The organism is Sphingomonas sp. PAMC 26617 (genome assembly GCF_000242835.1).
In the GTDB taxonomy this organism is placed as follows: domain Bacteria; phylum Pseudomonadota; class Alphaproteobacteria; order Sphingomonadales; family Sphingomonadaceae; genus Sphingomonas.
In genome coordinates this window covers 1793506-1817147 of the sequence record NZ_JH594425.1, presented here as the reverse complement: position 1 = coordinate 1817147, position 23642 = coordinate 1793506, and the positions used below count along the sequence as shown (strand labels likewise).

24 protein-coding genes are annotated in these 23642 nt (G+C 66.6%); 12 read left to right on the top strand and 12 right to left on the bottom strand.

Annotation, left to right across the window (positions count from 1 at the left end; translation table 11 throughout):
- Positions 1–132: 132 nt before the first annotated feature.
- Genes ku through RH91_RS07940 form a run of 3 tightly spaced genes read right to left on the bottom strand, consistent with a single transcriptional unit; the run spans position 133 to position 1639 of the window.
- The gene (gene ku, locus RH91_RS07950) at positions 133–996 is read right to left on the bottom strand and encodes a non-homologous end joining protein Ku (protein ID WP_010162131.1); all 864 of its coding nucleotides are present in this window, start codon (positions 994–996) and stop codon (positions 133–135) included.
- A 59-nt stretch (positions 997–1055) separates the two neighbouring features.
- Positions 1056–1358 carry a type II toxin-antitoxin system RelE/ParE family toxin gene (locus RH91_RS07945; protein ID WP_010162130.1) on the bottom strand — a complete coding sequence of 101 codons (303 nt, stop codon included), beginning with the start codon at positions 1356–1358 and terminating at the stop codon, positions 1056–1058.
- Positions 1355–1639, bottom strand: a complete 285-nt coding sequence (locus tag RH91_RS07940) for a ribbon-helix-helix domain-containing protein (RefSeq protein WP_010162129.1) — start codon at positions 1637–1639, stop codon at positions 1355–1357. Before RH91_RS07940 ends, RH91_RS07945 begins: the two co-directional genes overlap by 4 nt.
- 71 nt (positions 1640–1710) lie before the next feature.
- Here RH91_RS07940 and pdxH point away from each other — a divergent pair, with 71 nt between their 5' ends.
- Genes pdxH through RH91_RS07925 form a run of 3 tightly spaced genes read left to right on the top strand, consistent with a single transcriptional unit; the run spans position 1711 to position 4060 of the window.
- Positions 1711–2292, top strand: a complete 582-nt coding sequence (pdxH, locus tag RH91_RS07935; protein WP_010162127.1) for a pyridoxamine 5'-phosphate oxidase — start codon at positions 1711–1713, stop codon at positions 2290–2292.
- Positions 2289–3233, top strand: coding sequence for a cation diffusion facilitator family transporter (locus RH91_RS07930; RefSeq protein ID WP_010162126.1), 945 nt, complete (start codon positions 2289–2291; stop codon positions 3231–3233). Before pdxH ends, RH91_RS07930 begins: the two co-directional genes overlap by 4 nt.
- A complete protein-coding gene (locus tag RH91_RS07925) occupies positions 3230–4060 on the top strand; it encodes a PhzF family phenazine biosynthesis protein (RefSeq protein ID WP_010162125.1) in 831 nt (276 codons plus the stop codon). The genes RH91_RS07930 and RH91_RS07925 overlap by 4 nt, the downstream gene beginning before the upstream one ends.
- Positions 4061–4281: 221 nt before the next feature.
- On the opposite strand, the gene galU is transcribed toward RH91_RS07925, so the two are convergent.
- The 8 genes from galU to RH91_RS07885 form a co-directional block, all read right to left on the bottom strand.
- On the bottom strand, positions 4282–5151 hold the full coding sequence (galU, locus tag RH91_RS07920; protein WP_010162124.1) for a UTP--glucose-1-phosphate uridylyltransferase GalU: 870 nt from the start codon (positions 5149–5151) through the stop codon (positions 4282–4284).
- A 100-nt stretch (positions 5152–5251) separates the two neighbouring features.
- Positions 5252–5605, bottom strand: a complete 354-nt coding sequence (locus RH91_RS07915; RefSeq protein WP_010162123.1) for a HesB/IscA family protein — start codon at positions 5603–5605, stop codon at positions 5252–5254.
- Positions 5605–6063 (bottom strand): SUF system Fe-S cluster assembly protein, encoded by a 459-nt coding sequence (locus tag RH91_RS07910; protein WP_010162122.1) that lies wholly within the window; start codon positions 6061–6063, stop codon positions 5605–5607. Before RH91_RS07910 ends, RH91_RS07915 begins: the two co-directional genes overlap by 1 nt.
- Before the next feature lie 9 nt (positions 6064–6072).
- Positions 6073–7293 (bottom strand): cysteine desulfurase, encoded by a 1221-nt coding sequence (locus RH91_RS07905; RefSeq protein WP_010162121.1) that lies wholly within the window; start codon positions 7291–7293, stop codon positions 6073–6075.
- A gap of 118 nt (positions 7294–7411) precedes the next feature.
- Complete coding sequence (locus tag RH91_RS07900; RefSeq protein WP_010162120.1) at positions 7412–8185, bottom strand: SufD family Fe-S cluster assembly protein; 774 nt, start codon at positions 8183–8185, stop codon at positions 7412–7414.
- A gap of 105 nt (positions 8186–8290) precedes the next feature.
- Entirely contained in the window at positions 8291–9034 is a 744-nt protein-coding gene (sufC, locus tag RH91_RS07895) for a Fe-S cluster assembly ATPase SufC (protein ID WP_010162119.1), read from the bottom strand.
- Positions 9035–9178: 144 nt separating this feature from the next.
- A complete protein-coding gene (gene sufB, locus RH91_RS07890; protein ID WP_010162118.1) occupies positions 9179–10663 on the bottom strand; it encodes a Fe-S cluster assembly protein SufB in 1485 nt (494 codons plus the stop codon).
- Positions 10664–10808: 145 nt separating this feature from the next.
- Positions 10809–11222, bottom strand: coding sequence for an SUF system Fe-S cluster assembly regulator (locus RH91_RS07885; protein WP_010162117.1), 414 nt, complete (start codon positions 11220–11222; stop codon positions 10809–10811).
- A 230-nt stretch (positions 11223–11452) separates the two neighbouring features.
- Between RH91_RS07885 and RH91_RS07880 the strand changes: the two genes are divergently transcribed.
- The 4 genes from RH91_RS07880 to RH91_RS07865 all read left to right on the top strand — a co-directional run bounded on the left by RH91_RS07880 (position 11453) and on the right by RH91_RS07865 (position 17567).
- Positions 11453–12487, top strand: a complete 1035-nt coding sequence (locus tag RH91_RS07880; RefSeq protein WP_010162116.1) for a quinone-dependent dihydroorotate dehydrogenase — start codon at positions 11453–11455, stop codon at positions 12485–12487.
- A gap of 327 nt (positions 12488–12814) precedes the next feature.
- Positions 12815–14575 carry a gamma-glutamyltransferase gene (gene ggt, locus RH91_RS07875; protein ID WP_010162115.1) on the top strand — a complete coding sequence of 587 codons (1761 nt, stop codon included), beginning with the start codon at positions 12815–12817 and terminating at the stop codon, positions 14573–14575.
- 44 nt (positions 14576–14619) lie between these two features.
- The gene (locus RH91_RS07870) at positions 14620–16404 is read left to right on the top strand and encodes an AMP-dependent synthetase/ligase (RefSeq protein WP_010162114.1); all 1785 of its coding nucleotides are present in this window, start codon (positions 14620–14622) and stop codon (positions 16402–16404) included.
- Between the two features lie 101 nt (positions 16405–16505).
- Entirely contained in the window at positions 16506–17567 is a 1062-nt protein-coding gene (locus tag RH91_RS07865; protein WP_010162113.1) for an SMP-30/gluconolactonase/LRE family protein, read from the top strand.
- 155 nt (positions 17568–17722) lie between these two features.
- On the opposite strand, the gene RH91_RS07860 is transcribed toward RH91_RS07865, so the two are convergent.
- The gene (locus RH91_RS07860; RefSeq protein ID WP_051116679.1) at positions 17723–20671 is read right to left on the bottom strand and encodes a M16 family metallopeptidase; all 2949 of its coding nucleotides are present in this window, start codon (positions 20669–20671) and stop codon (positions 17723–17725) included.
- 117 nt (positions 20672–20788) lie between these two features.
- Between RH91_RS07860 and RH91_RS07855 the strand changes: the two genes are divergently transcribed.
- The 5 genes from RH91_RS07855 to RH91_RS07835 all read left to right on the top strand — a co-directional run bounded on the left by RH91_RS07855 (position 20789) and on the right by RH91_RS07835 (position 23616).
- The gene (locus tag RH91_RS07855; protein WP_010162111.1) at positions 20789–21361 is read left to right on the top strand and encodes a NifU family protein; all 573 of its coding nucleotides are present in this window, start codon (positions 20789–20791) and stop codon (positions 21359–21361) included.
- Positions 21361–21951, top strand: a complete 591-nt coding sequence (locus RH91_RS07850; RefSeq protein ID WP_010162110.1) for a malonic semialdehyde reductase — start codon at positions 21361–21363, stop codon at positions 21949–21951. The genes RH91_RS07855 and RH91_RS07850 overlap by 1 nt, the downstream gene beginning before the upstream one ends.
- A 5-nt stretch (positions 21952–21956) precedes the next feature.
- The gene (gene tsaB / locus RH91_RS07845) at positions 21957–22616 is read left to right on the top strand and encodes a tRNA (adenosine(37)-N6)-threonylcarbamoyltransferase complex dimerization subunit type 1 TsaB (protein WP_010162109.1); all 660 of its coding nucleotides are present in this window, start codon (positions 21957–21959) and stop codon (positions 22614–22616) included.
- Positions 22613–23083 (top strand): GNAT family N-acetyltransferase, encoded by a 471-nt coding sequence (locus tag RH91_RS07840; RefSeq protein ID WP_010162108.1) that lies wholly within the window; start codon positions 22613–22615, stop codon positions 23081–23083. The genes tsaB and RH91_RS07840 overlap by 4 nt, the downstream gene beginning before the upstream one ends.
- 110 nt (positions 23084–23193) lie before the next feature.
- Positions 23194–23616 (top strand): MucR family transcriptional regulator, encoded by a 423-nt coding sequence (locus RH91_RS07835; RefSeq protein WP_010162107.1) that lies wholly within the window; start codon positions 23194–23196, stop codon positions 23614–23616.
- Positions 23617–23642: the final 26 nt, after the last annotated feature.

Sequence of the window (23642 nt, the reverse complement as noted above, 5' to 3'; positions counted from 1 at the left end):
GGTAGCCACACCCCAGCCTCGTGCCGGGGTCCACCGCGCAGCGATCCCAACGTCTGCGGGACGTGTCGCCCGGTGGACCCCGGGACACGCCCGGGGTGACGAAACCAGGGTTTGGCTGGGGCCAAGCGGCCTTCAAGCACGCTTCTTCGCCGGGGCGCGCTTGGCGGGGGCTTTCTTCTCCGCCGGCTCGTCCGCCGCCTTCGACCCGCTCGCCCCCATCGACTTCTTGAGCGCCGCCATCAGGTCGACCACGTTCGACCCCTTCGCCGGCGCATCCCCGCCCTTGTCCTCGATGATCTTGCCGCCCTTCGACTTGCGCTTGCGCTCGATCAGATCGCGCAGCGCATCGACATAGCGATCGTGGAAATCCTGCGGATGGAACGCCCCGCTCTTCTTCTCGATCAGCGCCTCGGCGAGATCCATCAGGTCGGCATCCGGCTCGTCGTCGGGAATGTCGCAGAAATAGCCCTGCGCCTTGTTGACCTCGTCCGCATAGCGCAGCGTCTCGAGCACCATTCCGCGCCCGCACGGCTTGAGGCTGACGACATATTCGCGCCCACGCATCGCGAGCTGCCCCAGCCCGACCTTCTTGGTCCGCCTGAGCGCCTCGCGCAGCACGATGAACGCCTCCTCCGCAAGATCGTCGGCAGGCACGACGAAATACGGCTTCTCGTAATAGAGTACGTCGATCTCGCTCGCGTCGACGAACTGCGTCAGCTCTAACGTCTTCTTCGATTCGAGCTTTACCGCGTCGATCTCGTCCTGCTCGAGCAGGACGTAGGAGCCCTTTTCGTACTCGAAGCCCTTCATGATCTCGTCGGTGTCGACCGGGCCGACGCCGGTGACGACCTTGTCGTAATGAATCGGCTTGCCGCTCGGCTCGTGGATCTGCTTGAAACTGACCTGCGCGCCCGACTTGGTCGCGCTGTAGATCTCGACCGGGATCGACACCAAGGCGAGCCGGATCTGTCCTTGCCAATAGGCGCGTGCGGCCATTGCGATCGGTCCCTTCGTTGCGAAACCGATTCAATCCTTGGCGCGCGGAGTCGTTCCGATCAATTCAGACGCTCTTCAATCACGGACATGACATCGCGTGCGCCATGTACCACCGCGATTACATGGATATGGTTGCGCAGCACGGTATAGCAGATCGCATATCGTCGATAATTCCGGCGCCGGACGGGTGGCGTAACGTCCGCCCGGATAATCGGATATCTTTCCGACGCTGTCGTCAGCTTGCGGCAACACATCAACAATTCGCGCGCGAACGATACACTGCGTACCGGATTATCCTTCGCGATCCACTCCGTGATCGCCCGAACATCCTCCGATGCGGCCCGGCTCAGGACATATTTCAAACGCCCTTTGCCTTCGCCATTGCTTCGTATTTGGCGATCAGTTCGGCAAAGAAAGTTTCGCCGTCCACCACCCGTCCCGCTTCAATATCGGCGAGCCCTTCTTCGACGGCGGCGCGGTGTTCCGGAGACATGGTGTCGAGATCGACCTCTTCGTCCTCCCACGCATCAAGTTGCCAGATCGCCGCCTCAACAGCCTCCTCAAGCGACTCATAGCGCCCGCTCGATACCAATGCCTCGGCGTGCGCCTTGGCCGCTTCGCTGATCACCACCGATATCGTCATGGGCCAACCTCCGCGCCGATCATACGCGCGAAGCGGTGGCGATTGAAGCGACTTTGTCCTAAAGCGCACCCATGTCCACCGACCCCTTCCCCCTGTTCGACGCCTGGTACGCCGAGGCGCGCGCGAGCGAGATCAACGACTCCAACGCCATGGCGCTGTCCACCGCCGATGCGGCGGGGCGGCCGTCGTCGCGGATGGTGCTGCTGAAAGGACATGGCCCCGACGGCTTCGTCTTCTACACCAACCGCCAGAGCCGCAAGGCGGGCGCGATCGCGGAGAACCCGTATGTCGCGCTGCTGTTCCACTGGAAGTCGCTCCGCCGCCAGATCCGCATCGAAGGCGCGCTGAGCCACGTCAGCGACGCCGAATCGGACGCCTATTTCGCGACCCGCGGCCGCGACTCACAGCTCGGTGCCTGGGCCAGCGAGCAATCGCGCCCGCTCGCGACCCGCGACACGTTCGAAGCCGCTTTCACCGCGATGACCGAACGGTTCGCAGGCGGCGACGTCCCGCGCCCGCCGCATTGGGGCGGCTACCGCGTCGTGCCCGACCGGATCGAATTCTGGCAGGACCGCGCGCACCGGTTGCACGAACGCCGCCTGTTCCTGCCCGACGGCAACGGCGGGTGGTCGGAAGGATTGCTCTACCCATGACCGAGGAACAGCGCCTCGCGATTCCGCACACCGTCCGCGCCGCGCTTGCGAGCGTGGCGATGGCGTGCGGGCTGATCGCCCTCAAATCCTATGCCGCCTGGACGACCGGCTCGGTCGCGATGCTTGGCAGCCTTGCGGATTCGGGGCTCGACCTGCTCGCCAGCCTCGTCACGCTGTACGGCGTGCGGCTGGCGGCGCAGCCGGCCGACCACGACCACCGCTTCGGCCACGGCAAGGCGGAGGCGCTCGCCGCGCTGTTCCAGGTGATGCTGATCACCGCGTCCGCCGCCGGGATCGGCTGGCGCGCGGTAATGGCCCTCGGCAGCAACGAACCCACCAAGGGTGCCGAGTTCGGCATCGGCGTGTCGATCATCGCGATCCTCGCGACGATGGTGCTGCTTGCCTATCAACGTGCGGTGATCCGGCAGACCGGATCGGTCGCGATCGTCGCGGACAACGTCCATTACCAGTCGGACGTGCTGCTCAACGGCTCGGTCATCATCGCGCTGGTGCTCGACCAGTATCTCGGCTGGCGCAGCGCGGATCCGATCTTCGGGATCGTGATCGCGCTGTGGCTGGCGTATGGCGCGTTCCGCGCGTCGTCGAACGCGATCGACCAGTTGATGGACAAGGAATGGCCCGAGGCCATGCGCCGCGATTTCATCGAGGTCGCCGCGCGCCAGCCCGGCATCCGCGGTATCCATGATTTCCGCACGCGGCATTCGGGCGCGCATGATTTCGCGCAATTCCACATGGAAGTCGCACGCGACATCACCGTCGCGCAGGCGCATGTCGTCGTCGAAAACGTCGAGGTCGCGCTGCGTCGCGCCTTCCCCAAGGTCGAGGTGCTGATTCACCTCGACCCCGAGGGCCATGTCGACACCGACAACCCCCTGGTCGAAGCGGACGTGACCCCGCACTGGTTCGGAAAACGGCTATGAAGCTCCCCATCACGCAGATCGACGCGTTTGCAAGCCGGCCGTTCGAGGGCAATCCGGCGGCGGTGATGCCGCTCGCCGAATGGCTCGACGATGCAACGCTGCAGGCGATCGCCGCCGAGAACAACCTGAGCGAAACCGCGTTCATCGTGCCCGACACGACCGATGCGAGCGACTATGAGCTGCGCTGGTTCACGCCGACCTCCGAAGTGGTCTTGTGCGGCCATGCGACGCTCGCGAGCGGGCATTACGTGCTGTCGGGCGATCCGTCGCGTGACAGCGTGCGCTTCCGCACGCGCAAGGCGGGGATCCTGTCGGCGACGCACGCAGGCGATGGCTATGAACTGGCGCTCCCGGCGTGGACGCCCGAGCCAAGGCCGCTGCCGCATATCGTCGCCGCGCTCGGGTTGCAGTCCGCGGTCGAAACCCTGTGGCACCCGCATCGCTACGCGCTGATCGTGCTCGAGCATGCCGACCAGATCCATGCGCTCGACCCCGATTTCCGCGCCTTGGGGCGTCCGTCCGCGGCGGACCCCGAAGTGGCGGGCAGCGCCGAACCCGACGTGCTGACGATCGTCACCGCACCCGGCGACGACACCGATGTGGTGAGCCGCGTGTTCGCGCCGGGGGCGGGGATCGACGAGGATCCGGTAACCGGATCGGCGCATGCGGTGATGACGCCCTATTGGACGCAGCGCCTCGGCCGCGACCGCTTCACCGCGTTCCAGGCAAGCGCGCGCGGGGGGCATCTGACGTGTCGCCTGGATGGGGATCGCGTCGTCCTCGGCGGGCAGTGCGTGACGGTGCTCGAGGGTATGTTCTACCTCTGACGGGTACCGCGATCCCGACGCTGACCAGCGCGGAGCGCTAGGGGGCGGGCGGACCGCTCATCCCACACCCGCCGTCATGCTGAACTTGTTTCAGCATCCAGCCCTCCGCTTGGGCAGTCAGCCATTGTAAAGCGGTGGACCCTGAAACAAGTTCAGGGTGACGGCGGTTATAGGTTTCGCAAAGGCCCCGGCCTCCGCCGGGGCAACGATGCGAGCAGCCGCTACTTCAGTAAATCCACCGCAAACACGCGAACCGTCTCCGCAATCTCCGGCCGCGTCAGCGCAACCGCGAGGTTCGCCGTCATATAGCCGGCCTTGTCGCCGCAATCGTAGCGCTTGCCCTGGAAGGTCAGCCCGTGGAACGGCTGGTCGCCGATCATCCGCGCCATCGCATCGGTCAGCTGGATCTCGCCACCCGCGCCCTTGCCCTGCGTCTCGAGGATCCGCATCACTTCCGGCTGCAGAATGTAGCGCCCGATCACCGCGAGGTTCGACGGCGAGGTGCCCGCCGCCGGCTTCTCGACCAGACCCTTGACCTCGGTCAGCGCGCCATCGCGCGTGCCCGGCGTGATGACGCCGTACATGTGCGTCATGCTGTCGGGCACTTCCTGCGCGCAGATGATGTTGCCGCCGGTCTTCTCATAGGCAGCGACCATCTGCTTAAGGCAGCCCGGCTCACCGACCATGAAATCGTCCGCGAGCAGCACCGCGAACGGCTCGTCGCCGACGATGTCGCGCGCGCACCACACCGCATGGCCGAGGCCCATCGGCTCCTGCTGGCGGACATAAGCGACCGCGCCAGGTGCGAGCCGGGTCTGTTCGAGCAGCTGAAGCGACTTGCCGCGCGCGGACATCGTGGCTTCGAGCTCATAGGCGATGTCGAAATGGTCCTCGATCGCGGACTTGCCGCGACCGGTGACGAAGATCATCTGCTCGATGCCGGCCTCGATCGCTTCGTCGACCGCATATTGGATCAGCGGGCGATCGACGACCGGCAGCATTTCCTTGGGGACCGCCTTGGTTGCGGGCAGGAAGCGCGTTCCGAGGCCACCGACGGGGAACACAGCCTTACGCAGAGGTTTGATCGCCATCGCAACATTCCTTCAAGATCGTATCGATTCGCGACGGCGTTACAGTGCGACCACACGAATATAAAGCTGTCCGTTTCAACAATAACGCGAGCGGAGCCGGTTATACGGTAAAACTCTCGCCACAGCCGCAGGCGCCCTTGGCGTTGGGGTTGTTGAAGACGAACCCGGCGGTGAAATCATCCTCGACCCAGTTCATCGTCGACCCGATGAGGTACAGGATCGACCCGCCATCGACGAACAAGGTTCCACCGGGCGTGTCGATCCGCTCGTCGAACGGCTTGGCCTCGGTGACATAATCGACCGAATAGGCGAGGCCCGAACAGCCGCGCTTGGGAGTCGACAATTTGACCGCGATCGCCCCCTCGGGAGCGCGCGCCATCAACGCCGCGATCCGGGCTTCGGCGGTGTCGGTCAGGATCAGCGCGGCAGGCCGCGGGCGGGCGATCGTCGCCATTACAGCATCCCCAGTTCGAGTTTCGCGTCGTCCGACATCTTGGCGGGATCCCATGGCGGGTCCCAGACGAGATTGACCTCGGCCGAACCGACCCCGGGGACCGACCCGACGCGGAGCTCGACTTCGCCCGGCATCGATTCGGCGACCGGGCAATGCGGCGTGGTCAGCGTCATCATCACGACCGCATGACCGGCCTCGGTCACCTCGACGCCGTAGATGAGGCCCAGGTCGTAGATGTTGACCGGGATTTCCGGGTCATAAATGTCCTTGAGCGCTTCGATCACGCCTTCATACACCGCGCCGCCGGGCGCACCCGCGGCGTCGGCCTGCGGCTTTTGCGTGAGGAAGCCTTCGAGATAGTCGCGCTTGCGCTCGAACGTCTCGGTTGCGGCTTCGACGCGGGCGCGCGGGGGCTGCTCGACGCCCGTCACCTCTTCGATCTCGATCCGGTCACTCATTTGCCAGTCCTACCCAAAAATTCGCGTCACGCGCTCGATCCCGCGGACCAGCGCCTCGACGTCTGCGGCGGTGTTGTAGACTCCGAAGCTCGCCCGCGCGGTCGCATCGACGCCGAGCGATGCCATCAACGGCTGAGCGCAGTGATGGCCGGCGCGCACCGCCACCTTCGCTTCGTCCAAGATGGTGCCGATGTCGTGCGGATGCACCCCCTGGATGCTGAAACTGACGATCCCGGCGGAATCCTCCGGGCCGAACAGCGTCAGCGAGTTGATCTGCGACAGCGCCTCGCGCGTCATCGTGACGAGCGCGGTTTCGTGCGCGTGGATCCGGTCGAGACCGATCGATTCGACATAGTCGATCGCGGCATGCAACCCGAGCGCGCCGACGATATGCGGCGTTCCCGCCTCGAACCGGCCCGGGGGCGGCGCGTAGGTGGTGCGCTCGAAGCTGACGCTGTCGATCATCGACCCGCCACCCTGGTACGGCGGCATCGCCTCGAGCAATTCGGGCCGCGCCCACAGCACGCCGATCCCGGTCGGGCCGTACAGCTTGTGCGCGGAGAAGACGTAGAAGTCGCAATCGAGCGCGGCGACGTCGACCGTCATCCGCGGCACCGACTGGCATCCGTCGAGCAGGATCTTCGCCCCGACCGAATGCGCGATCTCCGCCGCGCGCTTGCCGTCGAGCACCGAGCCGAGCACGTTCGACACATGCGCGAGCGCGACGAGCTTGTGCTGCGGCGTGATCATCGCCGCCATCGCGTCGAGGTCGATCCGGTGATCGGCGGTCAGCGGGAGCACGTCGATCTGCGCACCGACGCGCTCAGCGACCATCTGCCACGGCACGATGTTGCTGTGATGCTCGAGCTGCGACAGCAGGATGCGGTCGCCCGCCTTGAGCTGCGTGCCCGCCCAGCTATGCGCGACGAGGTTGATCCCCTCGGTCGCGCCGCGCACGAACACGATCTCGTCCGCGCTGCCCGCGCCCAGGAAGCTCGCAACCTTGCGGCGCGCGGCTTCGTAGGCGAGCGTCATGTCGGCGGAGCGCTGGTAGACGCCGCGGTGGACGGTTGCGTAGCTGTCGTCATAGCCGCGGGTGATCGCGTCGATCACCATCTGCGGTTTCTGCGCGGTGGCGGCGGTGTCGAGATACGCCCAGCCGGCGGGGATGGCGGGGAAATCCGCTACGCGGTCGAGCGCGGCGGTCCGGGTTTCAGTCATCACATTCATCCCACGCTCCCGTCATCCTGAACTTGTTTCAGGATCCATCCCTCCACAAGTCCGGCCAGCCGGTGCGGCGCGGTGGATGCTGAAACGAGTTCAGCATGACGGCGGTTGTGGGAGAGCCTCACAACATCCGCTCCAGCGCAGCCTGCGCCGCCGCCTCGACTCGCGCGCGCTCGGCCGGATCGTCGATCCCGTCGAACACCGATCCGATGAACGCGCCCAGCAGCATCACCTTGGCCTGCGCCGGCGCAATCCCGCGCGACGCGAGATAGAAGAGCGCATTCGCATCCAGCTCGCCGACCGTCGCGCCATGCGCGCACTTCACGTCGTCGGCATAAATCTCGAGCTCGGGCTTGGCGTTAGCGGTCGCGGTACGGCTGAGCAGCATCGCCTTGACGCTCTGCGACGCATCGGTCTTCTGCGCATGCCGCGCGACCGCGACCTTGCCGAGATACGACCCCGTCGCGCGCCCGCCGAGCACCGTACGCACCACCTGGTTGGACGTGGCGTTCGGCTCGATATGGTTGAGCGTGGTGACGATCTCGAGCGTCTGCTCGCCCGTGCCCAGCATCGCGCCGCCGAGTTCGAAATGCGAGCCCGAGTGGCACGTCACGTCGATCGCGACGCGGCCGAAGCTGCCGCCGGTGTTGAGCACATGAAACGTCGCGGTCGCACCCTCGCGCAGGATCACGCGGTAATCGCGGATCGCGACGGTGTCGGTCGCAGCGTCCTGGACGATGACGCGCGCGATCGATGTGCCGGCGGGCACGTCGATCACCTCGGTCTCGACAGGCCACACCGATGCGACCGCTTCGAGGTTGCTATAGTGCCACGTCTCGTCGCGGCGGGTGGGGACACGGGCGAGCTCAGCCACGAGCGCCCCCTTCTGCGTCATCCTGAACTTGTTTCAGGATCCAGCCCTCAACGAGTCCGGCCAGCCGTTGTGGCGCAGTGGATGCTGAAACAAGTTCAGCATGACGGCAGTAAGGGGAAAGGCCGCTCACGCAACCACCCCCGCATAGCCTTCGCGCTCGAGCTCCGCCGCCAGCTCCGGCCCGCCCGAGCGGATGATCCGCCCGGCCGAGAGAACGTGCACGAAATCGGGCGCGACATAACCCAGAAGCCGCTCGTAATGCGTGATCAGGATCACCGCCTTGTCGGGCTTGCGCATGATCCGGTTGATGCCTTCGCCGACGATCCGCACCGCATCGATGTCGAGCCCGCTGTCGGTCTCGTCGAGGATCGCGAGCTTGGGATCGACGATCCCCATCTGCACCATCTCGTTGCGCTTCTTCTCGCCGCCCGAAAAACCGACGTTGACCGGGCGCTTGAGCATGTCCTGGTCCATGCTGAGCAGATCCGCCTGCGCACGTGCGAGCTTGAGGAACTCCGCGCCCGACAGCGGCTTCTCGTCGCGGCCCTTGCGTTGCGCGTTTAGCGCCTCGCGCAGGAACTGGACGTTAGACACGCCGGGGATTTCGACCGGATATTGGAAGCCGAGGAACAGGCCTGCCGCAGCGCGCTCGTGCGGTTCCATCTCAAGCAGGTCCTGCCCGTCGAAATCGACCGCGCCGGACGTCACCTCATAGCCGGGCCGTCCGCCGAGCACGTAGCCGAGCGTCGACTTGCCCGCGCCGTTCGGGCCCATGATCGCATGGACTTCGCCCGCATTGACGCTGAGCGAGAGCCCCTTGAGGATTTCCTTGCCGTCGATTTCGGCGTGGAGGTCGGTGATTTTAAGCATCTGTCTTCCGCAAATTCGTTTGAACTATAGTCCGTCCGTCACCCTGAACTTGTTTCAGGGTCCACCGCGCCACACGTCCGGCCCGTGCCAGTTGCACGGTGGATGCTGAAACGCGTTCAGCATGACGGCAGTGTCGGGCGGCGCTTACCCCACAGAACCCTCAAGGCTGATCCCCAGCAACTTCTGCGCTTCGACCGCGAATTCCATCGGCAGCTGCTGCAGCACTTCCTTGGCGAACCCGTTGACGATCAACGCCACCGCGCTCTCCGAATCCAGCCCGCGCTGCATCGCGTAGAACATCTGGTCGTCGGAGATCTTCGAGGTGGTCGCCTCATGCTCGATCTGCGCCGACGGGTTGCGCACCTCGATATACGGCACGGTATGCGCGCCGCACTGGTCGCCTAGCAGCAGCGAATCGCACTGGGTGAAGTTGCGCACGCCCTCAGCGCCCGGTGCGACGCGCACCAGGCCTCGGTACGTGTTGTCCGAGCGCCCCGCCGAAATCCCCTTCGACACGATCGTCGAACGCGATCCCTTGCCGTTGTGGATCATCTTGGTGCCGGTATCCGCCTGCTGGCGGTTGTTGGTGACCGCGACCGAATAGAATTCGCCGACCGAATTCTCGCCATTGAGCACGCACGACGGATATTTCCACGTTATCGCGCTGCCGGTCTCGACCTGCGTCCACGACACCTTCGAATTCTTGCCCTGGCACAGCGCGCGCTTGGTGACGAAATTGTAGATTCCGCCCTTGCCGTTCTCGTCGCCCGGATACCAGTTCTGGACGGTCGAGTATTTGATCTCGGCATCGTCCAGCGCGACCAGCTCGACCACCGCGGCGTGGAGCTGGTTCTCATCGCGCATCGGGGCGGTGCAGCCCTCGAGATAGGAGACGTACGACCCCTTGTCCGCCACGATCAGCGTGCGCTCAAACTGGCCGGTATTCTCGGCGTTGATGCGGAAATAGGTCGACAGCTCCATCGGGCAGCGGACGCCCTCGGGGATGTAGACGAACGTCCCGTCGCTGAACACCGCGGCATTGAGCGTGGCGAAGTAATTGTCGGTCATTGGCACGACGCGGCCCAACCACTTGCGGACGAGCTCCGGATATTCCTTGATCGCCTCGGAAATGCTGCGGAAGATGACGCCCGCCGCCTCGAGCTCCTTGCGGAAGGTCGTCGCGACCGAGACCGAGTCGAACACCGCGTCGACGGCGACGCGACGCTTGGGCTGGCCGTCTTCGCCAAGCTCCTCGACGCCCGCGAGCATCTTCTGCTCGGCGATCGGGATGCCGAGCTTCTCGTAGACGCGCAGGATTTCGGGATCGACCTCGTCGAGCGAGCCGAGCTTTGGTTTCGGCTTGGGCTCGGCGTAGTAGAACGCGTCCTGGTAATCGATCGGCTCGAGATTGAGCTTCGCCCAATCGGGCGATTCCAGAGTCTGCCACAGGCGGAACGCCTTGAGCCGCGAGTCGAGCATCCACTGCGGCTCGCCCTTCTTGGCGGAGATGAACCGGACGGTGTCCTCGCTCAGCCCCTTGGGCGCGAAGTCCTGTTCGATGTCGGAGTGGAAGCCCCACTCATAGGTCTTGTTGACGGCCTCATAGGCCTGCGCATTCTTGGTCGCCATCGTCAAATCCTCGCCGCGCAGCGGCTTGATGAATCTCTGAAAATCTTTGTGCCTTTGTGCCTTTGTGCGAGAAGATTTGCCTCACACGAAGACACGAAGCCACGAAGGAAGAAGGGGGTGGAGCGCGCTTCGCGCATCGCGTCGGTCATGCCGGCGCCCTCGACAGGCTTGCCAGCGACACACCGTCGAGCGCGCCACGGACGGCGCCGTTGACGACGTTCCAGTGCGGCTTGACCCGGCAGTCGCCTTCCAGCGCGCAATCGTGACGGCCCTCGTCGACACAGGTCGTCATCGCGATCGGCCCCTCGACCGCCTCGATGATCTCGGCAAGCGAGATCGCCGCCGCGGGGCGCGCGAGGCGGAAACCGCCACCCGTGCCGCGCGTGCTCTCGATCAGCCCACCCGAGGACAGGCGGCTGACGAGCTTCTGCACCGTCGGCAGCGGCAGCCCGGTCTCCTCCGCGAGCAGCGTCGCGTTCAACCGGCACGACGAGCCGCAATGTCGCGCGGCGGCGGACATCATCACGACGGCGTAGTCGGCAAGGCTGGAAAGACGCATGAGTTCCAATCGGACAATATTGGTAGGATTGCAAATGGGGGTGCGGGGTGAGTCGGTCAAGGGCTGTCGAAGCGAGGCGTCCCCCTTGTCGCCGTCACCCTGAACTCGTTTCAGGGTCCACTGCGCTGCGAGTCCGGTCCGTGCCTGCTGCGCGGTGGACCCTGAAACGAGTTCAGGGTGACGCAGAAGGGCGCTTTGACGCGGCCTCGCACCGGTGTCATCAGGCGCGCATGCTCTTCCCCCTCCTCCGCCCCGCGCTGTTCGCGCTCGATGCCGAACAGGCGCACGGCCTGACGATCACGCTGCTGTCGCGCTTCCCGCGCACCGCCCCGAAAAGCGCCCCGATCCTGCGGACCACCGTCGCCGGGCTCGAGTTCGCCAACCCGCTCGGGCTCGCCGCCGGGGTCGACAAGAATGGCGAGGCGATCGACGGCTTCTTCGGATTGGGCTTTGGCAGCGTCGAGATCGGCACGCTGACCCCGCTCCCGCAAGCGGGCAACCCGCGCCCGCGGCTGTTCCGGCTGGTCGAGGACGCAGCCGTCATCAACCGCATGGGGTTCAACAACGGCGGCATCCACGCCGCCCTCCCGCGCGCGCAGGCGGCGAAGCGGTGCGGGGTGCTCGGCATCAACGTCGGCGCGAACAAGGACGCGCCCGACCGGATCGCGGATTATGCGCATGGCGTCGCGGCGGCCGCGCCGATCGCGGATTACGTCACGGTCAACATCTCCTCCCCCAACACGCCGGGCCTGCGCGATCTCCAGCATGGCCGCGAGCTGACCGACCTGCTCGCCGCCGCCGACGAAGCGCGCCGCATCGGCGATACGCCGCCGCGGCTGTTCCTCAAGGTCGCGCCCGATCTCGACGCGTCCGCGATCGACGCGATCGCGCGCGCGGCGATGGAGCATCATGTCGATGCGCTGATCGTCAGCAACACGACGATCTCGCGCCCCGATTTGCGCTCGGCCAATGCGGGCGAGACGGGCGGCCTGTCGGGCGCGCCGCTCGCGCCGCTGGCACGCGCGCGGTTGCGCGATTTCCGCAAGGCGACGGGGGGCGCGATGCCGCTGATTTCGGCGGGCGGGATCGACAGCGCGGACGAAGCCTATGCCCGCATCCGCGCCGGCGCGAGCCTGGTGCAGCTGTATAGCGCGCTGGTGTTTCATGGGCCGGGCTTGGCGCAACGCATCCTGCGCGGGCTGGCGGAGGCGTTGCAACGGGACGGGTTCGCGAGCGTGGCGGCGGCGGTGGGGGCCGACGGCTGAGGTTCGCCGTGCTCCTGCGCAGGCAGGAGCCCAGGGTCAAGGGCGTGGCGTTTGCAACTCTGGATTCCTGCTTTCGCAGGAAAACCGAACATGATTGAGCGGAGGCGCGCACCTCTAGCGTCTTCTCTTTGCGACTTTGTGGCTTTGCGTGATCCAGCCTTCCTGCTTCCCCGGCCCACGGCCCCGAGTCCACCGTCGATGAGATCCTGCGACCGTGGGACGCGCACCCCGGTGGATGCTGAAACGAGTTCAGCATGACGGAGGGATGGGAACCACAACCACAACCCCAACCTTGCCTGACCACCAAAGCGCGCTACGGTCCCGCGCATGGTCAAGTCGTTCGTAACCCTCGCGCTCCTGCTGCTCGCCCCCACCGTCGCCGACGCGCGGCGGACCGATGCCAAACCCGCCGCTACCGAAGCCGGAACCGGCATGGTCAGCGCTGCCGACCCGCGCGCCGCCGCAGCGGGCGTCGAGATCCTCAAGGCAGGCGGCAGCGCGACCGATGCCGCGATTGCGACGATGCTGGCGCTCAACGTGGTCGAGCCGCAGAATTCGGGGATCGGCGGCGGCAGCTTCATGGTCCACCACGACGCAGCCGCCAATGCGACGACCAGCTTCGACGGCCGCGAGGCCGCCCCCGCCGCTGCGGACGCACGCTGGTTCTATGGCAAGGACGGCCAGCCCCTCCCCTTCACGCAAGCCGTCCCCGGCGGGCGCAGCGTCGGCGTGCCGGGCAATCTGCGGATGATGGCGCTCGCGCACAAGCGCTACGGCGTGCTCCCCTGGGCGCGGCTGTTCGCGCCCGCGATCAAGCTCGCGCAGCTCGGCTTCACGGTCACGCCGCGGCTCCACAACGGGCTCGCCAATTTCGGTGACCGGCTCGATCCCGCAGCGCATGCGCGCTTCTTTCCCGTCGGCAACGAACCCGTCGCCGTCGGCACGATCTTCCGCAACCCCGCACAAGCCGCGCTGTTCGCCAGGATCGCGAAGCAGGGCCCCGATGCCTTCTACAAGGGCGCGGTCGCGCAGCGGATCGTCAAGGCGGTCAACACCTCGCCGCGCAACCCGTCGAAAATGACGCTGGCCGACCTCGCCGGCTACCGCGCCAAGGAACGCGCGCCGATCTGCGGCACCTACCGCGTCTACAGGCTCTGCGGCATGGGCCCGCCGGGATCGGGCGGGGTCGCGGTGCTGATGATCCTCAAACAGCTCGAACGCTTCGACATGGCGGGCCTCGGCAAGACCAGCCCGGTCGCGTGGCATCTGTTCGCCGAATCCGAACGCCTCGCCTACGCCGATCGCGACATGTACCTCGGTGATCCCGAGAAGGTCGACGTCCCCGCCAAGGGCCTGCTCGACCCGGCCTATCTCGCGCAGCGCTCCGCGCTGATTGCGACCGACCGCACGATGCCGAGCATCACCGCGGGCACGCCCCCCGGCGCCCCGCCGCGCCAGCTCGCGCCCAATGCCGACGTCCCCGGTACGAGCGATCTCGTCACGGTCGACCGGCGCGGTAACGTCGCCGAAGTCACTACCACGATCGAGAGCTATTTCGGCTCAGGCCTTTCGGTCGACGGCGTGCAGCTCAACAACGAGCTGACCGACTTCGATTTCGTGCCCGAGAAGAACGGCACCCTCGTCGCCAACCGTGTCGCCGGGGGCAAGCGCCCGCGCAGCTCGATGTCGCCGACGATCGTCTATAACCCCGACGGATCGGTCCGCATCGCGATCGGCGCGGCGGGCGGCTCGACGATCATCGCGCAGGTGTCGAAGGCGCTGATCGCGGTGCTCGACTGGAAAATGAGCGCGCAGGATGCGATCGGGCTCGGTTTGCTCTATGCTCCGGGCCAGACCGCGGCGGCAGAAAAGGGCACGCAGCTCGACGCGATGATCCCGGCGCTCCGCGCGCTTGGCGAACGCGTGGTGAGCGCGCCGCTCGGGCTGAAGGCGAATGCGATCGAACGCGTGGATGGCCGCTGGGTCGGTGCGGCCGATCCGCGCAGCGAAGGCGTCGCGATCGGCGAGGACGGGCGCAGGACCGAGATCGTCCGGGTCGGCACGCTCGCCAACCGCCCGCCGGAATAAGTTTACGCAGTCGAACACGACGCGTTATCTGCAGGGAGAGACCCATGCGTACCCTCGAAACCTTCCCCAACCTCGTCGCGATGTTTCTCGCGCGCGTGACCGAGCAAGGCGACGCGCCGTTCCTGTGGCACAAGGCGGGCGGCGCCTGGCGCTCGCGCAGCTGGACCCAGACCGCGCGCGAGGTCGCGAGCCTGGCGGCGGCGCTGAAGGCGATCGGGCTGGTGCCGGGCGACCGCGTGATGCTGGTCAGCGAGAACCGCCCCGAATGGTGCATCGCCGATCTCGCGATCATGGCGGCGGGGTGCATCACCGTGCCGACCTACACGACCAATACCGAGCGCGACCACACGCACATCATCGAGAATTCGGGCGCCAAGGCGGTGATCGTCTCGACCGCGAAGCTTGCGAAGACCTTGCTCCCCGCCGCGATCCGCGCGTCGACCGCGAAGATCGTGATCAGTATCGAGGACATGCGCAGCGGCCAGCAGGGCGCACTCGAATTCCACCATTGGGACAAGTTGCTCGCGGACCACGCCGCCGAACCGTCGACGATCCGCACCAATGCGACGCGCGGCGATACCGCGTGCATCATCTACACCAGCGGCACCGGCGGCGCGCCACGCGGGGTGATGCAGCATCACGGCGCGATCCTCCACAATGTGTTCGGCTGCTGCACGATCATCTCGGAGGATTTCGGCTGGGACGACGAGATCTTCCTGTCGTTCCTGCCGCTCAGCCACGCCTATGAGCATAGCGGCGGGCAGTTCTTCCCGATCGCGCTGGGCGCGCAGATCTATTATTCCGAAGGCCTCGACAAGCTCGCCGCGAATATCGAGGAAGTCCGCCCGACGATGATGGTCGTCGTGCCGCGGCTGTTCGAGCTGCTCCGTGCGCGCATTTCGAAGGCGGTCGAGAAACAGGGCAAGCTCTCGACCTATCTGCTCGGGCGGGCCGAGGCGCTCGGCAGCAAGCGGGCGGCGGGCAAGGCGGGGCTGCTCGACAAGCCGATGGACCTGCTGCTCGGCGCGACGCTGCGGCCCAAGATCCAGAAGCGGTTCGGCGGGCGGATCAAGGCGATGGTGTCAGGCGGCGCGCCGCTGACGCCCGAGGTCGGGACCTTTTTCGACGCGATCGGGATCACCGTGCTGCAGGGCTATGGCCAGACCGAGTCCGCGCCGGTCATCTCGTGCAACCGCCCCAAGGTCGGGATCAAGATGGACACGGTCGGCCCGCCGCTTCCCAACACCGAGGTGCGGATCGCGGACGATGGCGAAATCCTGGTGCGCGGCGAACTGGTGATGAAGGGCTATTGGCGCAACGACGCCGAGACCGCGCGGGTGTTGAAAGACGGTTGGCTGCACACCGGCGACATCGGGGTGATCGACGCCAAGGGGCGGATCCAGATCACCGATCGCAAGAAGGACATCATCGTCAACGACAAGGGCGAGAATGTCGCGCCGCAGAAGGTCGAGGGGATGCTGACGCTGCAACCCGAAATCTCGCAGGCGATGCTGTTCGGCGACCGGCGGCCGTATATGGTCGCGGTGATCGTCCCCGATCCCGAATGGACCCAGCAATGGTGCGCGCGGAATGGCGATGCGTGCAACTTCAAGCGGCTTGCGGAGAACAGCGAATATCGCACCGCGCTCGGCCATGCGGTCAAACGCGTGAATGCCGAACTGTCGCTGACCGAGCGGATCCGCCGCTTCGTGCTGGCGGACGAGCCGTTCGCCATCGAGAACGAGCAGCTCACCCCGTCGCTCAAGATCCGGCGGCATGTGCTCAAGCAGGTGTACGGCGCGCGGCTGGAGGGGTTGTACAAGGCGTAACCGCGCCTGCGCCCTTTGCGCCGTCGCCACGATCGCTGGACGAGACGGCGCGGTGGTGCGACGATAGCGATACCATCCGCCAGCTCCGGGAACCGCCGATCGTGTCGCACCACACCCTACCCTCTGCCGACACGCGTTTCGCGGGCGAGCCGACGCGCCGCACGCTCCTCGCCGGGATGACCGCGCTGGCGGTGGCACCCGCCTTCCCCGCGGGCGCGCTGGCGGCGGACTCTGCGCCCGGGATCGAGCGCCTGTCCCCCGCCGCCGACCGTTATCTCGCACCGGGCACGACGATCGAGACGATCGCCACCGGGATCCGCTGGGCGGAAGGGCCGGTGTGGGTTCCCGCGCTCACCGCGCTGCTATTCTCGGATCCGCCCGCCAATCTGATGCGGCGGTGGACGCGGGCGGGGGGTGTTGCGCCGTTCCTGACGCCGTCGGGTGCGGCCGATGCCGACCCGAAGACGATCCGCGAGGCGGGATCGAACGGCCTCGCGCTCGCGGCGGATGGCGCGCTGGTGATCGCGGACAGCGGCAGCCGCGCGCTGATGCGCTACGATTTCGCGAGCCGGAAACGGACCACGCTGGTCGATCGCTATCGCGGCAAGCGGTTCAACAGCCCGAACGACCTCCACATCGCGCGCTCGGGCGCGGTCTATTTCACCGATCCGCCCTATGGCCTGGTCGATGGCGACACCTCGCCGCTCCGCGAGTTGCCGCACAACGGCGTGTATCGCTGGACGCGCGGCGGCGAGACGGTGCTGATCGACGGGACGCTCGCCCGCCCCAACGGGGTCGCCTTGTCGCCCGACGAGCGCAAGCTGTACGTCTCGGTGTCGGACGACAAGGCGCCGCGGATCATGGTCTATGACCTCGACGCGCGCGGATTGCCGACCGCGCGGCGCGTGTTCCTCGATGCCGCCACGATGCACGGCCCGGGGCTTCCCGACGGAATGAAGGTCGCCGCGGACGGGACGCTGTTCTGCAGCGCGCCGGGCGGCTTCTACCTGATGACCCCCGAGGCCGAACCGATCGCGCGGATCGCCAATGGCGGCCCGATCGCGAACGGCGCGTTCGGCGAGGGCGGACGGACGCTGTTCCTCACCGCGAACGACCGCGTGCTGCGCGTGCCGCTTGCGCCATCGGCAACGGCGCGGGGGTAGCGTTCCGGTCGGGGCGGCTACGCCTTTACTACCGGCGTCACCCTGAACTCGTTTCAGGGTCCACCGTGCAGCAAGTCCTGTCCGTGCCCGCTGCGCAGTGGATGCTAAAACGAGTTCAGCATGACGGCAGGTTGGGCGCAGACCAGCAGAGGCCGTCACTTCGCCTTGGGCACCACCTGCATCGTCCAGTCGCGCTCCGGCCGCAGATATTTCGCCGCCGTCTCCTGCAATTGCGCCGCGGTCATCGTCGAGATGTCGCTGTACAGATGCGTCAGCGCGACGATCCGCGCCGGATCGTAGACCGCGCCATCGAGCTGGTTCATCCAGAACTGGTTGCCCGTCGACTGGCGCATGATCGCCTGCTGCATCGGCCCGATCGTGCGCTTCAGCTCGTCCTCGTCGACCGGCTTGGCGACCAGCTCGGCAGCGATCTCGCGCGACAGCTTGAAGAACAGCGGCACGTTCGTCGGCGCGACCTGACCGATCGCGACGATCCGCCCGCCGCCCGGCTGGCCGACCGGCCAGTTGCTCGACACGTTCGGGCTATAGCTTGCCCCCGCCTGCGAGCGCAGCCGGTCGAACAGGCGGTCGCTGAAGATCGCGGCGAGCACGTCGAGCCGGCGCGCCTCGGTCAGCCCCTCGACCCCGCTCCCGGTCGGCCAAGCGATCACCGCCGCGGCCTGGTTCGCGGGGCCGTCGTGCGTGCGCACCACCGGCGTCGTATCGTGCGCGGGGAAGCGCACCGGCGGCGCGACGAACGTGGCGGTGGCAGGGCGCGGCGGCAGTGCGCCGAGCGTGCTCTGCACCGCGGCGATCGCGGCTTCCGCCTTGATGTCGCCGAACACCATCACCTCGACCGGCCCGGTCTTGAGCAACGGCTCCCACAAGGCGCGGAAGGCGGCGGGGGTCGTTCCCTCGATCGCGGCCTGGCTGGGCGTGCCCCAGCGCGGGTCGCCATCGTGGAGCAGCCGCTCGAGATCGCGCTGCAACACGCCGTCGGGCGAGGAATTATACCCCGGGAACGCCGACACCGCGACGCTGCGCGCGCGCAGCACCGGCGCGGGATCCCACCGCGGCGCCGACAGCGCCGCCGCCATCAGCTTCAACTGGTCGCCGAGATCGGTCGGCGAGGTCAGCGCGTTATAGGTGAACGCATCCTCGTCGACCCCGAAATCGAGCCCGATCCGCCGCCCGGTGGTCAGCGCGTCGAGATCGCCCTGGTTGAGCTTGCCGATTCCGCCTGCGGTCAGCGCGAGATCGGCCGCCCAGGCGGGCGACTCCTTGTCGGCGGGCAACGCATTGTAGCCGTGGCCGAAGCGCACGCGGACATAGACGCGGCTGTCTTCCGAGGTGGTCGGATAGACCAGCACGCGGACTCCGTTCGAAAGCGTATATTCCTGCATGTCGAACGGCTTGATCGGCGTGTTCGACGCAATCGTCGCGGCGGGCCCGAGCTTGGGGAGCTGGTCGAACGAGACACTTCCCTGCCGCTTGCGCTTCGCCAGCCCCTTGACGTCGGCCTTGAGCGCATTGGCGAGCGATGCCTCGATCCCCTGCTCCGCAACCGGTGTCGAGATCAGCGCGCGCGGCGGCGTGCCCTGGAACAGCCGCTGGGTCGAGGCGAGGATCTTGTCGGGTGCGAAGAACCCCTTCGCGACCGCATCCTCGAACACCTTCTGGATGACCGCGGGAGAGGTCGTGGTCTCGCGGATGTCGACCGCCTGGACCATGTCGTCGGCCTCCTTCGCGCCCGCCTCGGCGCGATAGGTGTCGACCTGGGTGCGGAACTGGACGCGCTGCTCGGCGAGCTCGCGGTCGATCTCGGCCTTGGTCGGCGCGGTCTTCTGGGCATCCGCGATCACCGCGCGGACGTCCTTGAGCGCTGGCTCCCACGCATTGCCGACGGGCAGGACGGTGACGAAGGTGCCGTTCGCCGACCGCGACGGATCGTCGAGCCGCACCGCGGCGGCGATATAGCTGCCGCCCGAGCGCGCGCGCGTCTCGAGCCGGCGGTTGATGATCGCGAGCCCGAGGAAGTCGACGAGGCGCTTCTGGTTGAAGATCACTGTATCGTCATTGTACTGCCACGGCCGCAGCACTGCCATCTCGATCCGGGTCGGGATGCCGGGCTCGACCACCGCCTTGGTGGTCGACTGCTTGGGGTCGGGCTTGCCGAAATCGGGGTCCTTCGGCGCATCGCCGATCCCGCGCCAGTCGCCGAAATTCTTCGCGACCATCGCTTCCAGTTGCGCCGGGTCGAAATCGCCCGCGACGACGACGACCGCGCGTTCGGGGCGATACCAGCGATCGTGGAACGCCTTGACGCTCTGCGCGGTCGCCGCCTCGAGTTCCTTCACATGCCCGATCGGCGAGCGGTCCGCGAGCGGCTGCCCCGCGAAGAAGGTCGCGTTGAGCGCATCGATGAAGCGCACCTGCGGCCCCGGGGCCTCGCGCTGCTCGGCGAGCACGGCGGGGCGCTCCGCGCCGAGCGCGGTCTGCGTGATGTTGGGGCGCGCGACCATGCCCGACAAAATCTTGAGGCTCTCGTCGATCCCGGCGGCGGTCGCGCTCGGCAAGTCGAGCTTGTAGACGGTCTGCGTCGTCGTGGTCTGCGCGTTGGTGTCCGACCCGAAGGTGGTGCCCATCCGCTGCCAGATCCGCTTCGCCTCGCCGTCGGGCACATATTGCGAGCCGCGGAACGAGAGATGCTCGATCATGTGCGCATAACCACGCTCGGGATCGGTCTCGTACAGCGAGCCGACGTCCATCCGCACGCGCACCGCGATCTGGCCGGGCGGCACGCCGTTCTTGCGCACCGCATAGCGCAGCCCGTTCTTGAGCGTGCCGAACTTCCACTCCGCATCGGGGGTGATGTCGCTGCCCTTGTAGAGCCACGCATCGCGATTGAGGATCGCCGCCTCGCCCTGCTGTGCGATCGACGCCGCGCTTGCGGGGGGTTGCGCGGAGGGGGTGGTCGAGGGCGCCGGGGCGGTCCCGGCGGGGGCACCCTGTAGCGGCCGCTGCTGCGGTCGCTGCTGCGGGGCTGCACCGATGATGAGGGAAGACAATAAGGCGAGGCGCATCTTGCGCTGGAGCGAAGTCATGCTCCGCCAATAGCGGCGGAATCCCATCACCGCCAGTATTGCACGAGTCCCCGTACCACGCCCCACAGACCACGATCATCCCTTGCGATCCGTCCGGTCGCGCGCCACATGGCAGGCATGCTGATCGAAACCGAACTCACGCCGAACCCGGCGACGCTCAAATTCCTGCCCAACCGCACGGTGATGGCGGCGGGCACGCGCGACTTCGCGACGCCCGAGGATGCGGAGGCGTCCCCGCTTGCCGACGCGTTGTTCGGTCTCGGCGACGTGACCGGGGTGTTCTTCGGCAGCGACTTCGTCTCGGTAACCGCCGCGGCGGGGACCGACTGGAGCGCGCTCAAGCCCGACGTGCTCGGGATCATGGTCGACCATTTCAGCGCGGACATGCCGCTGTTCCGCCCCGGCAGCGCGGGCGAGATCACGGTCGCGAGCGACAGCGGCTTCGCGGATGACCCCGAGGATGCAGACATCGTCGCGCAGATCAAGGACCTGATCGAGACGCGGATCCGCCCGGCGGTCGCGAACGATGGGGGCGACATCGTCTATCGCGGGTTCGAAAAGGGCAAGGTCTACCTCGCGATGCAAGGCGCCTGCGCGGGCTGCCCGTCGTCGAGCGCGACGCTCAAGAACGGGATCGAGCAATTGCTGCGCTATTACGTCCCCGAAGTCACCGAAGTGCGCGCAGTCTGATGCCGGTGCTCGACGACGCAGCGCTCGACCAGATCTTCCGCAAGGCCCGCACATTTAACGGCTATACCGACGCGCCGGTGGGCGCGGACGAACTGCGTGCGATCTGGGACCTGATGAAATGGGCGCCGACGTCGGCGAACCAGATGCCAGCGCGGCTCGTCTGGTGCACCACCGATGAGTCCAAGGCAAAGCTCGCCGACTGTGTCTCGGCACAGAACGCCCCCAAGATTTTGAACGCGCCGGTCAGCGTCATCATCGGGATGGACCGCGAGTTCCACGAACATCTCCCGATGCTGTTCCCGCATGCCGATGCGAAGGCCTGGTTCGACGGCAACGTCGAGCTGCGCGCGGCGTCGGCGTTCCGCAACTCGACGCTGCAGGGCGCGTATTTCATCATCGCGGCGCGCGCGCTCGGTCTCGATACCGGGCCGATGTCGGGCTTCGATGCGGGCAAGGTCGACGCGGCGTTCTTTGCGGAGACGCCCGCGGTCAGCACCAACTTCATTTCAACGCTCGGCCACGGCGACCCGGCAACGATCTTCGACCGATCGCCGCGTCCCGATTTCGAGACCTTCAACACGATCGTCTGACCAGGGTGCGGACACTCGTCATCGAAACCGCGACCGCCGCCTGCTCGGTCGCGCTGATCGCGGACGGGCGCGTGACAGCGAACCGGCACGAAGTGGTCGGGCGCGGCCATGCGGAGCGGTTGATCGCGATGATCGCCGAACTGCCCGAGGGTGGCCGCGCCGAACAGATACTCGTCGATTGCGGCCCGGGCAGTTTCACCGGGATCCGCGTCGGGATCGCAGCCGCGCGCGGGCTCGCGCTCGGCTGGGGCGTGCCGGTGTCGGGCTATTCCTCGCTCGCCTTGCTTGCCGCCGCCGCGTTCGGGACTGACGATCCGGACGGCAGGGACTTGCCCGATCTTGCAGTCGTCCTGGAAGGCGGGCATGGCGAGGTCTTCATGCAAGGTTTCGCCGCCCCGCTTCGCGCGACCGCACCCTTCGTGTCGCTTCGCCCCGAAGCGGCGCTCGATGCGCTGTCGGCGACGACCGCGATGGTCGGCAATGGCGTGCGGTTCCTCGCCGCAATCGCGCCCGACCGCACCTATCGGGAAATGTTGCCCGATGCAGCGTCGGCGACCCTCCTCCCGTCCCGTTTTGCGACATTGCCCGCGGTGCCGATCTACGGTCGCGCGCCCGATGCGAAACCTACGGCGACACCGGCGGTTGCCGCGGGCCTTCCGGCATGAGCACGATGCTCCGCGTCGACCTGCGCGGCGGCGTGGTGGCCGACCTGCCGGCGGTCGACACGATCATGCAGGCGGCATTCGACCCGCGCTTCGGCGAAGCGTGGACCCGCAACCAGGTGCTCGGCCTGCTGTCCATGCCGGGCGTATGGCTGACCATCGCGACGATCGGCGCTGATCCCGCAGGTTTTGCCTTGTCGCGCCGGGTGTTGGACGAAGCTGAACTTTTACTGCTGGCAACTGTTCCGACGTTTCGCCGACGCGGTGTCGGTGCTGCGATATTGCGATCGGTGATTGCAGATTCAACGTCGCAAGGGGCCCGAACGCTGCATCTTGAAGTGCGCAGTGGTAACGATGCCATCAAACTGTATCGCTCGGCAGGTTTCATGAAAGTTGGCGAGCGTCATCAATACTATCGAGGCCCGGCAGGTCAGGCTTTCGATGCGCTGACTTACCGACGTGATCTGTGATGACGCATCGGTCATCTTCGTAATTCGCCTTGCAATCGACACACTGCCGGACGATAGCCGCGATGTGCCACGGACTGTAATCGTGCGCACTGTAGTGTGAAAGGATTCCAATGGACATCAACAGCGAGCTTCAGGACACCCTGATCACGCTTACCGCAGACATCGTCGCGGCCCACGTCAGCAACAACAGCGTCGCAGTCTCAGACCTGCCGGTTCTGATCGCAAACGTGCATGGCGCGTTGACGACGCTCGGCGGTCCTGCCCCGGTTGCTGAAGTTCGGCAGGAGCCGGCGGTTTCGGTACGGTCTTCGATCAAGCCCGATTTCATCGTCTGCCTCGAGGACGGCAAGAAGCTGAAGATGCTGAAGCGTCACCTGATGACGCATTATCAGATGACCCCCGAGCAATATCGCGCCAAGTGGAACTTGCCCGCCGACTATCCGATGGTTGCCCCCAACTATGCGGAACAGCGCCGGACGCTTGCCAAGAAGATTGGCCTCGGCACCAAGCGCCGCAAGCCGGTCGCGCGCTGAGCCCCCGCGACAAGCCCTTCCCTTCC